Origin of the sequence: Streptococcus mitis (assembly GCF_023110375.1) — a bacterium.
GTDB lineage: Bacteria > Bacillota > Bacilli > Lactobacillales > Streptococcaceae > Streptococcus > Streptococcus mitis_CI.
This window is the reverse complement of record NZ_JALDVV010000001.1, coordinates 423,160-435,037: the sequence shown is the minus strand read 5'-3', so window position 1 is coordinate 435,037 and position 11,878 is coordinate 423,160. Positions and strand designations below refer to the sequence as shown.

Here is an 11,878-nt window from a genome sequence, read left to right as displayed (position 1 = left end):
ATAAAAAAGCTCTATACACTTGATGGGCATAGAGCAAAGGGGGGGTTATTTGATGTAGAGTTCTTGATTTTTTAGGACAATTTCACGGACACCTGCAAACTTCTTAAGTTTTTTGAGTTCTTCAGGATGGGTGACGAGAGTGATAACATAACCTTCCTTGCCCATACGGCCAGTACGGCCAGCACGGTGAGTGTAAATTTCGATATCTCTAGGGACATCAAAGTTTACAACACATTCGAGGCTATCGATATCAATCCCACGAGCCAAAAGGTCTGTTGCAAGAAGAAGGGTCAGTTGGTTATCTTTAAACTTTTCTAAGATAACTTTTCTAAATTTAACATTGACATCACTAGCTAGAGATACAGCTAAGATATCACGATACTGTAATTTTTCTTCTGCACTTCCAAGATCTGACAAGCTGTTAAAGAAGACCAGACCACGGAAATCTTCTACATGAGCTAGTTTTCGTAGCATATCCACTCGGTGACGTTGGTCTACCTGCATATAGAAATGTTGGATGTTATCCAATTTTTGGTCAGAAAGATCAATGGTACGTGTGTTAGGCGCAATCTTTTCTTGGTCAAACTTGGTCGTCGCACTCATGTAGACCAGTTGGTGGTCACGAGGTGCGTAGTGAGTGATTTTCTCAACAAAGTGTATCTGAGAATCATCGAGCAATTGGTCAAATTCATCTAGGATGATGGTTTCCACATTCATCATCTTGATTTTTTTCAATTTAATTAGTTCAAAGATACGGCCAGGGGTTCCAATCAGAATTTCTGGTCCTTTTTTTAGGCGTTCAATCTGGCGTTTCTGACTCGAACCTGATAAGAAGAGTTGGGCAGCTAAGCCGATAGCTTCAGCCCACGTTTTACATACATCAAAAATCTGTCCAGCAAGTTCTGTATTTGGTGCTAGAATCAAGAGTTGTTGGGCTTTTTTCTTTTGTAGTCTGAGAAGACTTGGTAGAAGGTAAGCTAGGGTCTTACCAGTTCCTGTTGGGCTCACTCCTAGAAGATTTTCTCCAGCAAGAAGGGGCTCAAATAGTTGAGTTTGAATGGAGGTGAATTCTTGGAAACCGAGTTGGTCACTCAGTCCTTGCCATTCAGTCGGTAGTTTAGTTTTCATTTTCTGCCTCAAATCTAATGCCAGCAGTCTGGCGCATGGTAAATAGTAGTTCATGAACAGAACTTGCATCTTCCAGCCAAGTTTGGTAGAGATTCAGATCTGGTTGCTGGATCATGTGTGCAAATGCAGCGACTTCCTCAGTCATCGTATGAGGAGCTTGTTGGATAGGGAGTTGGAATTGATTGCCTTGATGGTCGGTAAAAATAGCCGAGCGAACATGCTCAATCGTGTTGAGAGTCAAGGTACCATCTGTCGTGTAAATTTCGCAAGGAAGATTGGAAGTGATGTTTTTCCCAGCCTTGATGTGAACTTGAAAGTCTGGGTAGAAGAGGATTCCGTCACCATTCAGATCCAAGCTATTGTCAAGCTGTTGGGCCATGTAGGTCGCGTCCTGAGCCTTTCCAAAGAGGCGAACGGCAGCGTAGAGAGGATAAATCCCCAAATCCATGAGAGCACCGCCAGCAAAACGGTCTGAAAAGACATTTGGTGTCTGTCCAGCCAACAAATCTGGCATTTTGGAAGAATACTTGGCATAGTTGAAATCTGCTCCCAACACATGCTTGTCTGCTAAAAAGTTTTTGATAGTAGTGAAAGCTTTCTCGTGATAATTACGAGCTGCTTCGAAGATAAAACAGTGATTTTTCTCAGCTGTATGTCTCAAATCTAGCCATTCTTGCGGCTGAGTGACAGCTGGCTTTTCAAGAATGACATGTTTACCAGCAGACAAGGCAGCCTTTGCCTGAGCAAAATGCAAGGAGTTTGGGCTAGCAATATAGACCACATCAAAGGAGCTCTTCAAGAAATCCTCTACTTGATCAAAGAGTTGGATATTCTGATAGCGAGAAGCAAAGGTTGCCGCAGTTTCTAGTTTTCTAGAATAGACTGCGACCAGCTTGTATTCTCCACTGGAATGGGCTGCTTCTATGAAGTGGTGGCTGATAGCCCCTGTTCCGATGACACCTAATTTAAGCATAGTTACTCCTTTTCCGATTTCAAATCCTTCTTTCATTATAACACAGATAGACGGGACTATCCAACAGAGGGTAAAAAAATTCAAATAAGCTACTAGGCCTTTTCCAAAGAAAGTGGTAAAATAATGAGATGAGTAAATGAAATGGGAGGGAAAATGAGGTTATTACCTATAAGAAAAATATCACGTCAGTCTAAGAGGCTAGCGCTTTTTTTGACGTTTTGTGCAGGATATGTAGACGCCTATACTTTTATTGTGCGAGGGAATACTCTTGTAGCTGGACAAACTGGGAATGTAGTCTTTCTTTCAGTAGAATTAATTCAAAATAATGTTTCAGATGTTAGGGACAAGGTCCTCACCTTGCTAGCTTTTATGATGGGGGTCTTTTTATTAACGGTTTATAAGGAAAAATTGAGAATTGTAAAAAAACCAATTTTGTCATTGATTCCTTTGGCAATCTTATCAATCATTATTGGTTTTGTGCCGCAAACTGTAGATAATATCTATCTAGTACCGCCCTTGGCCTTCTGTATGGGGTTGGTGACAACTGCTTTTGGAGAAGTGTCGGGTATTGCCTACAATAACGCTTTTATGACAGGGAACATCAAACGGACCATGCTGGCTTTTGGAGATTATTTCCGGACCAAGCACACTCCTTTTTTGCGTGAAGGGTTTATATTTGTTAGCCTTCTTAGTAGTTTTGTTCTTGGCGTTGTCTTTTCAGCCTATTTGACGATTTTCTATCATGAAAAGACTATTCTTGGTGTTCCTATTATGATGAGCATTTTTTACCTCAGCATGCTTTTTGCCAAGTTGCAGAAAAAAGTAAAAGAAAAAGCTTCATTTTAGGTGTTATTACTTGTAAGAAAACAGGAGATATGCTATACTTGAAGAGTTGACTATGCACGTTCCTGTGCAACCGCACGAACATCGTTATTCTAAGTGGTTCGTCCCACGATGCTAGGCGAGTCTTCACAAAAATTCGGGGAAACCCATAAAAATCATAGGAGGTGCATAATGAGCACATACGCAATTATCAAAACTGGCGGAAAACAAGTTAAAGTTGAAGTTGGTCAAGCAGTTTACGTTGAAAAATTGAACGTTGAAGCTGGTCAAGAAGTTACTTTTAACGAAGTTGTTCTTGTTGGTGGTGAAAACACTGTTGTCGGAACTCCACTTGTTGCTGGAGCTACTGTAGTTGGAACTGTTGAAAAACAAGGAAAACAAAAGAAAGTTGTTACTTACAAGTACAAACCTAAAAAAGGTAGCCATCGTAAACAAGGTCACCGTCAACCATATACAAAAGTTGTCATCAACGCAATCAACGCTTAATTTTAAGGAGAACACATGATACAAGCAGTCTTTGAGAGAGCCGAAGATGGCGAGCTGAGGAGTGCGGAAATTACTGGACACGCCGAGAGTGGCGAATACGGCTTAGATGTCGTGTGTGCATCGGTTTCTACGCTTGCCATTAACTTTATCAATTCTATTGAGAAATTTGCAGGCTATGAACCAATCCTAGAATTAAACGAAGATGAAGGTGGCTATCTGATGGTTGAAATTCCAAAAGATCTTCCTTCACACCAGAGAGAAATGACCCAGTTATTCTTTGAATCATTTTTCTTAGGTATGGCAAACTTATCGGAGAACTCTTCTGAGTTCGTCCAAACCAGAGTTATCACAGAAAACTAACACGGAGGAAAACATTATGTTAAAAATGACTCTTAACAACTTGCAACTTTTCGCCCACAAAAAAGGTGGAGGTTCTACATCAAACGGACGTGATTCACAAGCGAAACGTCTTGGAGCTAAAGCAGCTGACGGACAAACTGTAACAGGTGGATCAATCCTTTACCGTCAACGTGGTACACACATCTATCCAGGTGTAAACGTTGGTCGTGGTGGAGACGATACTTTGTTCGCTAAAGTTGAAGGCGTAGTACGCTTTGAACGTAAAGGACGCGATAAAAAACAAGTTTCTGTTTACCCAATCGCTAAATAAAAAGGTTCACTGAACCTTTTTATCCCGAGCCTTGAAATATAAAGGCGAGGAAGCTAGAAGTAGCATAAACTAAGGCTTTCCGAGTTTTCGGAGAGCCTGTTTTTTTGTTTTGGTACCCATTTTGGTACCCATATTATGAGAATTGTATTTGCATCATATTATAAACGGTAAATCAACAAGATTTGCTGTTTTTGTTTGAAATATAATTTAGACTGAAAAAGACATTATTCTAATTCTTGGATTGGGACGTTAGAGTCTTTATTGAGGCTTGAAAATTTCCTGACTTTTTTCCTTTTTGGAAAACTTCTAAAATATGGTATAATGAAAAGATAAAGAAGTTGGGGGTAGAAGATGAACATTCAACAATTACGCTATGTTGTTGCCATTGCTAATAGTGGTACTTTCCGTGAAGCTGCTGAAAAGATGTATGTGAGCCAGCCGAGTCTGTCTATTTCTGTTCGTGATTTGGAAAAAGAATTGGGCTTTAAGATTTTCCGTCGGACCAGCTCAGGGACTTTCTTGACCCGTCGTGGGATGGAATTTTATGAAAAAGCGCAAGAATTGGTCAAGGGATTTGATATTTTTCAAAATCAGTATGCTAATCCTGAAGATGAAAAAGATGAATTTTCCATTGCTAGCCAGCACTATGACTTCTTGCCACCAACCATTACGGCATTTTCAGAGCGTTATCCTGATTATAAGAACTTCCGTATTTTTGAATCAACTACTGTTCAAATTTTAGATGAAGTAGCGCAAGGGCATAGTGAGATTGGGATTATCTACCTCAACAATCAAAATAAAAAAGGTATTATGCAACGGGTTGAAAAGCTAGGTCTGGAGGTCATTGAATTGATTTCCTTCCATACCCACATTTATCTCCGCGAGGGGCATCCTTTGGCTCAGAAAGAGGAATTGGTTATGGAGGATTTAGCTGATCTACCAACGGTTCGTTTCACTCAAGAGAAAGATGAGTACCTTTATTATTCAGAGAACTTTGTTGATACCAGTGCGAGCTCGCAGATGTTCAATGTGACAGACCGTGCTACTTTGAATGGTATTTTGGAGCGGACGGACGCTTATGCAACAGGTTCCGGATTTTTAGATAGTGACAGTGTCAATGGGATTACAGTCATTCGTCTCAAGGATAATTTGGATAATCGCATGGTCTATGTTAAACGTGAAGAAGTGGAGCTTAGTCAAGCTGGGAATCTTTTCGTAGAAGTCATGCAAGAATATTTTAATCAGAAGAGGAAATCATGAAAAAAAGAGGAATAGTGGTAGTCATTGTACTACTTTTGATTGGGCTTGATCAGTTGGTAAAATCCTATATCGTCCAGCAGATTCCACTGGGTGAAGTGCGCTCTTGGATTCCCAATTTCGTTAGCTTGACCTACCTGCAAAATCGAGGGGCTGCCTTTTCGATGCTACAAGACCAGCAGTGGTTATTTGCTATCATTACACTTGTCGTTATGGTAGGTGCCATTTGGTATCTACATAAGCACATGGAGGACTCACTCTGGATGGTCTTGGGTTTGACCTTGATTATCGCAGGTGGTCTTGGGAACTTTATTGACAGGGTAAGTCAGGGCTTTGTTGTGGATATGTTTCACTTGGACTTTATCAATTTTGCAATTTTCAATGTTGCAGATAGCTATCTGACTGTTGGAGTGATTATTTTATTGATTGCAATGCTAAAAGAGGAAATAAATGGAAATTAAAATTGAAACTGGTGGCCTGCGTTTAGATAAGGCTTTGTCGGATTTGACAGAATTATCACGTAGTCTCGCGAATGAACAAATCAAATCAGGACAGGTCTTGGTTAATGGTCAAGTCAAGAAAGCTAAATACACAGTTCAAGAGGGTGATATCGTCACTTACCATGTACCAGAGCCGGAGGTCTTAGAGTATGTGGCTGAGAATCTTCCGCTAGATATCATCTACCAAGATGAGGATGTGGCCGTCGTTAACAAACCTCAGGGGATGGTGGTGCATCCGAGTGCTGGTCATACTAGTGGAACTCTAGTAAATGCCCTTATGTATCATATTAAGGACTTGTCGGGTATCAATGGGGTTCTACGCCCAGGAATTGTTCATCGTATTGATAAGGATACGTCTGGCCTTCTCATGATTGCTAAAAACGATGAGGCGCATCTAGCACTTGCCCAAGAACTCAAGGATAAAAAGTCTCTCCGAAAATATTGGGCTATTGTTCATGGAAATCTGCCCAATGATCGTGGTGTGATTGAAGCTCCGATTGGTCGTAGTGAAAAAGACCGTAAGAAACAGGCTGTGACTGCTAAAGGAAAGCCTGCAGTAACCCGTTTTCACGTTTTGGAACGTTTTGGTGATTACAGCTTAGTGGAGCTGCAGCTGGAAACAGGCCGTACCCATCAAATCCGTGTTCACATGGCTTATATTGGCCATCCAGTCGCTGGGGATGAAGTCTATGGTCCTCGCAAGACTTTGAAAGGACATGGACAATTTCTCCATGCCAAGACTCTAGGTTTTACTCATCCGAGAACAGGTGAGATTTTGGAATTTACAGAAGATATCCCAGAGATTTTTAAGGAAACCTTGGAGAGATTGAGAAAGTAAGAATGAAAAAGAAATTAACTAGTTTAGCACTTGCGAGCGCTTTTTTAGGTTTGTCATGGCACGGGAATGTTCAAGCTCAAGAAAGTTCAGGAAATAAAATCCACTTTATAAATGTTCAGGAAGGTGGTAGTGATGCGATCATTCTTGAAAGTAATGGACATTTTGCCATGGTGGATACAGGAGAAGATTATGATTTCCCAGACGGCAGTGATTCTCGTTATCCATGGAGAGAAGGAATTGAAACGTCTTATAAGCATGTTCTGACAGACCGTGTCTTTCGTCGTTTGAAGGAATTGGGTGTCCAAAAACTTGATTTTATTTTGGTGACCCATACTCACAGTGATCATATTGGAAATGTTGATGAATTACTGTCTACCTATCCAGTTGACCGAGTCTATCTTAAAAAATATAGTGATAATCGTATTACTAATTCTGAACGTCTATGGGATAATCTGTATGGCTATGATAAGGTTTTACAGACTGCTGCAGAAAAAGGTGTTTCAGTTATTCAAAACATCACACAAGGAGATGCTCATTTTCAGTTTGGGGACATGGATATTCAACTCTATAACTATGAAAATGAAACCGATTCATCAGGTGAATTAAAGAAAATTTGGGATGACAATTCTAATTCTTTGATTAGTGTAGTGAAAGTCAATGGTAAGAAAATTTACCTCGGAGGAGATTTGGATAATGCTCATGGAGCAGAAGACAAGTATGGTCCTCTCATTGGAAAAGTTGATTTGATGAAGTTTAATCATCACTATGATACCAATAAATCAAACACCAAGGATTTCATTAAAAATTTGAGTCCGAGTTTGATTGTTCAAACTTCGGATAGTTTACCTTGGAAAAATGGTGTTGATAGTGAGTATGTCAATTGGCTCAAAGAACGAGGAATTGAGAGAATTAACGCAGCCAGCAAAGACTATGATGCGACAGTTTTTGATATTCGACAAGATGGTTTTGTCAATATTTCAACTTCTTACAAGCAGATTTCAAGTTTTCAAGCTGGTTGGCATAAGAGTGCTTATGGAAACTGGTGGTATCAAGCGCCTGACTCTACAGGAGAATATGCAGTTGGTTGGAATGAAATCAAGGGTGAATGGTATTACTTCAACCAAACGGGTATCTTGTTACAGAATCAATGGAAAAAATGGAACAATCGTTGGTTCTATTTGACAGACTCTGGTGCATCTGCTAAAAATTGGAAGAAAATCAATGGAAGCTGGTATTATTTCAACAAAGAAAATCAGACGGAGACTGGTTGGCTTAATACTGGCGGTCAGACCTATTATCTATCAAATGATGGGGATATGATAACAGGATGGCGTAAGATTGATGGACAATGGTACTATTTTGCTCAATCAGGGGAAATGAAAACGAGCTGGGTAAAAGATAAAGAAACCTGGTACTATATGGATTCTACTGGTACCATGAAGACAGGCGAGATAGAAGTTTCTGGTCATCATTACTATCTAGAAGAATCAGGAGCTATGAAGCAAGGCTGGCTTAAAAAGGCAAATGATTGGTATTTCTACAAGACAGATGGTTCACGAGCTATAGGTTGGATTAAAGACAAGGATAAATGGTACTTCTTGAAAGAAAATGGTCAATTACTTGTGAATGGTAAGACACCAGAAGGCTATACTGTTGATTCAAGTGGTGCCTGGTTAGTGGATGTTCCGGTAGAGAAATCTGCTACAACTAGAGATACAAGTAACTCAGAAATAAAAGAATCCAATGAAGTAGTGAAAAAAGATCTTGAAAATAAAGAAACGAGTCAACACGAAAGTATTACAAGTTCTTCAACTAGTCAAGATTTGACTTCTTCAACTTCACAAAGCTCTGAAACGAGTGCAAATAAATCGGAATCAGAACAGTAGTAAAAAAGAAGGTTTTAGGGCCTTCTTTTTCCTATCAACTCTTTTCTATTTATTGTCATTCATGTTATAATGGATAAATATGAAGAATCGGAGTGAGACTATGAAATACAAACGGATTGTCTTTAAGGTGGGGACTTCTTCTCTGACAAATGAGGATGGAAGTTTATCACGTAGTAAGGTAAAGGCTATTACCCAGCAATTGGCTATGTTGCACGAAGCTGGTCATGAATTGATTTTGGTGTCGTCAGGTGCCATTGCTGCAGGTTTTGGGGCCTTAGGATTTAAAAAGCGTCCGACTAAGATTGCTGATAAACAGGCTTCAGCAGCGGTAGGACAAGGGCTTTTGTTGGAAGAATACACGACCAATCTTCTCTTGCGCCAAATCGTTTCTGCACAAATCTTACTGACTCAGGATGATTTTGTGGATAAGCGCCGTTATAAAAATGCCCATCAGGCTTTGTCAGTTCTACTTAGCCGTGGCGCGATTCCTATCATAAATGAGAATGATAGTGTCGTCATTGATGAGCTCAAGGTTGGCGACAATGATACTCTGAGTGCACAGGTAGCGGCCATGGTCCAAGCAGACCTTTTGGTCCTCCTGACAGACGTAGACGGTCTTTATACTGGAAATCCTAATTCAGATCCAACAGCCAAACGCTTGGAGAAAATCGAGACTATCAATCGTGAGATTATTGATATGGCCGGTGGAACAGGTTCGTCTAATGGTACAGGTGGCATGTTAACAAAAATCAAGGCTGCAACTATCGCTACAGAATCAGGAGTTCCTGTTTATATCTGTTCATCATTGAAGGCAGATGCCATGATTGAGGCGGCAGAGGAGACCAAGGATGGTTCTTACTTTGTTGCGCAAAAGAAGGGACTTCGTACCCAGAAACAATGGCTAGCCTTCTATGCTCAGAGTCAGGGTTCTATTTGGGTTGATAAAGGGGCTGCTGAAGCTCTCTCTCAACATGGAAAGAGTCTTCTCTTATCTGGTATTGTTGAAGCAGAAGGAGCCTTTTCTTACGGTGATATCGTGACAGTATTTGACAAGGAAAGTGGAAAATCACTTGGAAAAGGACGCGTGCAATTTGGTGCATCTGCTTTGGAGGATATGTTGCGTTCTCAAAAAGCCAAGGGGGTCTTGATTCACCGTGACGATTGGATTTCCATTACTCCTGAAATCCAACTACTCTTTACAGAATTTTAGAGGTAAACTATGGTAAGTACACAAGAACAATTTGAACAGGTACAGGCTGTTAAAAAATCAATCAACACAGCCAGTGAAGTCGTGAAAAACCAAGCTCTGCTAGCCATGGCTGATCACTTAGTGGCTGCTACTGAGGAAATTTTAGCGGCCAATGCCCTCGATATGGAAGCTGCTAAGGGTAAAATCTCAGATGTGATGCTGGATCGTCTTTATTTGGATGCAGGGCGTATAGAAGCAATGGCAACTGGGATTCGTGAAGTGGTTGCCTTACCAGATCCAATAGGTGAAGTTTTAGAAACAAGTCATCTTGAAAATGGTTTGGTTATCACCAAAAAACGTGTGGCTATGGGTGTTATCGGTATTATCTATGAAAGTCGTCCAAATGTGACGTCTGATGCAGCTGCTTTGGCTCTTAAAAGTGGAAATGCAGTTGTTCTTCGTAGTGGTAAGGACGCCTATCAAACAGCCCATGCCATTGTCACAGCTTTGAAGAAGGGCTTGGAAACGACTACTATTCACCCAGATGTGATTCAACTGGTGGAAGATACCAGCCGTGAAAGCAGCTATGCTATGATGAAGGCAAAAGGCTATCTAGACCTTCTCATTCCTCGTGGAGGAGCTGGTTTGATCAATGCAGTGGTTGAGAATGCTATCGTACCTGTTATCGAGACAGGAACTGGGATTGTCCATGTTTATGTCGATAAGGATGCAGACGAAGACAAGGCTCTGTCTATCATCAACAATGCCAAAACCAGTCGTCCTTCTGTCTGCAATGCCATGGAGGTTCTACTGGTTCATGAAGACAAGGTAGCAAGCTTCCTTCCTCGCTTGGAGCAAGTTCTAGTTGCAGAGCGTAAAGAAGCTGGGCTGGAACCAATTCAATTCCGACTTGATAGCAAAGCAAGCCAGTTTGTTTCTGGTCAAGCGGCTGAAGCTCAAGACTTTGACACCGAGTTTTTAGACTATGTATTAGCTGTTAAGGTTGTGAGCAGTTTAGAAGAAGCGGTTGCCCATATTGAAACCCACAGTACCCATCATTCGGATGCCATTGTGACGGAAAATGCTGAAGCTGCAGCTTACTTTACAGATCAAGTGGACTCTGCAGCCGTCTATGTCAATGCCTCAACTCGTTTCACAGATGGTGGCCAATTTGGTCTTGGTTGTGAAATGGGGATTTCTACTCAGAAATTGCACGCGCGTGGTCCAATGGGCTTGAAGGAGTTGACTAGCTACAAGTATGTGGTTACTGGTGACGGACAGATAAGGGAGTAAGAGATGAAGATTGGATTTATCGGTTTGGGGAATATGGGAGCTAGTTTGGCCAAGGCTGTTTTGCAGGCCAAGACGGGTGCTGACCTTCTCCTTGCCAATCGTAGTCAAGTCAAGGTAGATGCTTTCATTGCCAACTTCGGTGGTCAGGCTTCCAGCAATGAAAAAATATTTGCAGAAGCAGATGTGATTTTTCTAGGAGTCAAGCCTGCTCAATTTTCTGAACTGCTTTCTCAATACCAGACTATCCTTAAAAAAAGAGAAAGTCTTCTTTTGATTTCCATGGCAGCTGGATTGACTTTAGAAAAACTAGCAAGTCTTATCCCAAATCAACACAGAATTATTCGTATGATGCCCAATACCCCTGCTTCTATTGGTCAAGGAGTGATTAGTTATGCATTGTCTCCTAATTGCAGGGCTGAGGACAGTGAGCTCTTTTGTCAGCTTTTAACTAAGGCTGGTCTCTTGGTTGAACTGGGAGAAGGATTAATCGACGCGGCGACAGGTCTTGCAGGTTGTGGACCAGCCTTTGTCTATCTCTTTATCGAAGCCTTGGCAGATGCAGGTGTTCAGACAGGATTACCACGAGAAACAGCATTGAAAATGGCAGCTCAAACAGTTGTCGGCGCTGGACGATTGGTCCTAGAAAGCCAAGAGCATCCTGGAGTCTTGAAAGACCAAGTTTGTAGCCCAGGAGGTTCGACTATCGCTGGTGTAGCAAGCTTAGAAGCGCATGCTTTTCGAGGAACAGTCATGGATGCAGTTCATCAATCCTACAAACGAACACAAGAATTAGGTAAATAAGAGGTAGTTTTATC

Annotated in this window: 13 protein-coding genes, 1 pseudogene and 1 other annotated feature; of the genes and pseudogenes, 11 read left to right on the top strand and 3 right to left on the bottom strand. The window is 41.2% G+C overall.

Annotation, left to right across the window (positions count from 1 at the left end; genetic code table 11):
* Positions 1-45 precede the first annotated feature (45 nt).
* Together M1G12_RS02040 and M1G12_RS02035 are read right to left on the bottom strand one after the other, a co-directional pair.
* Positions 46-1,128 carry a DEAD/DEAH box helicase gene (locus M1G12_RS02040; RefSeq protein WP_247949318.1) on the bottom strand — a complete coding sequence of 361 codons (1,083 nt, stop codon included), beginning with the start codon at positions 1,126-1,128 and terminating at the stop codon, positions 46-48.
* On the bottom strand, positions 1,118-2,101 hold the full coding sequence (locus tag M1G12_RS02035) for a Gfo/Idh/MocA family protein (RefSeq protein ID WP_247949317.1): 984 nt from the start codon (positions 2,099-2,101) through the stop codon (positions 1,118-1,120). The genes M1G12_RS02040 and M1G12_RS02035 overlap by 11 nt, the downstream gene beginning before the upstream one ends.
* Positions 2,102-2,242: 141 nt before the next feature.
* On the opposite strand from M1G12_RS02035, the gene M1G12_RS02030 reads away from it, so the two are divergent.
* The 4 genes from M1G12_RS02030 (at position 2,243) to rpmA (ending at position 4,100) form a co-directional block, all read left to right on the top strand.
* On the top strand, positions 2,243-2,947 hold the full coding sequence (locus M1G12_RS02030) for a YoaK family protein (protein WP_247949316.1): 705 nt from the start codon (positions 2,243-2,245) through the stop codon (positions 2,945-2,947).
* Positions 2,948-3,005: 58 nt separating this feature from the next.
* Positions 3,006-3,080: a sequence feature (ribosomal protein L21 leader region), on the top strand.
* Positions 3,081-3,115: 35 nt separating this feature from the next.
* The gene (rplU, locus tag M1G12_RS02025) at positions 3,116-3,430 is read left to right on the top strand and encodes a 50S ribosomal protein L21 (protein ID WP_000109141.1); all 315 of its coding nucleotides are present in this window, start codon (positions 3,116-3,118) and stop codon (positions 3,428-3,430) included.
* 15 nt (positions 3,431-3,445) lie between these two features.
* Entirely contained in the window at positions 3,446-3,790 is a 345-nt protein-coding gene (locus M1G12_RS02020; protein ID WP_000613699.1) for a ribosomal-processing cysteine protease Prp, read from the top strand.
* A 16-nt stretch (positions 3,791-3,806) separates the two neighbouring features.
* Positions 3,807-4,100 (top strand): 50S ribosomal protein L27, encoded by a 294-nt coding sequence (rpmA, locus tag M1G12_RS02015; RefSeq protein WP_000916509.1) that lies wholly within the window; start codon positions 3,807-3,809, stop codon positions 4,098-4,100.
* Between the two features lie 284 nt (positions 4,101-4,384).
* Here the strand turns inward: rpmA and M1G12_RS02010 are convergent.
* Positions 4,385-4,459, bottom strand: a pseudogene (locus M1G12_RS02010) (AraC family transcriptional regulator); the annotation flags it as partial.
* On the opposite strand from M1G12_RS02010, the gene M1G12_RS02005 reads away from it, so the two are divergent.
* From M1G12_RS02005 to proC, 7 genes are all read left to right on the top strand, one after another.
* Positions 4,452-5,360, top strand: a complete 909-nt coding sequence (locus M1G12_RS02005) for a LysR family transcriptional regulator (protein ID WP_247949315.1) — start codon at positions 4,452-4,454, stop codon at positions 5,358-5,360. The pseudogene M1G12_RS02010 and the gene M1G12_RS02005 overlap by 8 nt on opposite strands.
* The gene (lspA, locus tag M1G12_RS02000) at positions 5,357-5,818 is read left to right on the top strand and encodes a signal peptidase II (protein WP_247949314.1); all 462 of its coding nucleotides are present in this window, start codon (positions 5,357-5,359) and stop codon (positions 5,816-5,818) included. The genes M1G12_RS02005 and lspA overlap by 4 nt, the downstream gene beginning before the upstream one ends.
* Complete coding sequence (locus M1G12_RS01995; protein WP_247949313.1) at positions 5,808-6,695, top strand: RluA family pseudouridine synthase; 888 nt, start codon at positions 5,808-5,810, stop codon at positions 6,693-6,695. The genes lspA and M1G12_RS01995 overlap by 11 nt, the downstream gene beginning before the upstream one ends.
* Positions 6,696-6,697: 2 nt before the next feature.
* Entirely contained in the window at positions 6,698-8,581 is a 1,884-nt protein-coding gene (gene cbpE, locus M1G12_RS01990; protein ID WP_247949312.1) for an MBL fold metallo-hydrolase, read from the top strand.
* 100 nt (positions 8,582-8,681) lie between these two features.
* The gene (gene proB, locus M1G12_RS01985) at positions 8,682-9,791 is read left to right on the top strand and encodes a glutamate 5-kinase (RefSeq protein WP_247949311.1); all 1,110 of its coding nucleotides are present in this window, start codon (positions 8,682-8,684) and stop codon (positions 9,789-9,791) included.
* A 9-nt stretch (positions 9,792-9,800) separates the two neighbouring features.
* The gene (locus M1G12_RS01980) at positions 9,801-11,063 is read left to right on the top strand and encodes a glutamate-5-semialdehyde dehydrogenase (RefSeq protein ID WP_247942043.1); all 1,263 of its coding nucleotides are present in this window, start codon (positions 9,801-9,803) and stop codon (positions 11,061-11,063) included.
* 3 nt (positions 11,064-11,066) lie between these two features.
* Positions 11,067-11,864, top strand: coding sequence for a pyrroline-5-carboxylate reductase (gene proC, locus M1G12_RS01975; RefSeq protein WP_203180621.1), 798 nt, complete (start codon positions 11,067-11,069; stop codon positions 11,862-11,864).
* Positions 11,865-11,878: the final 14 nt, after the last annotated feature.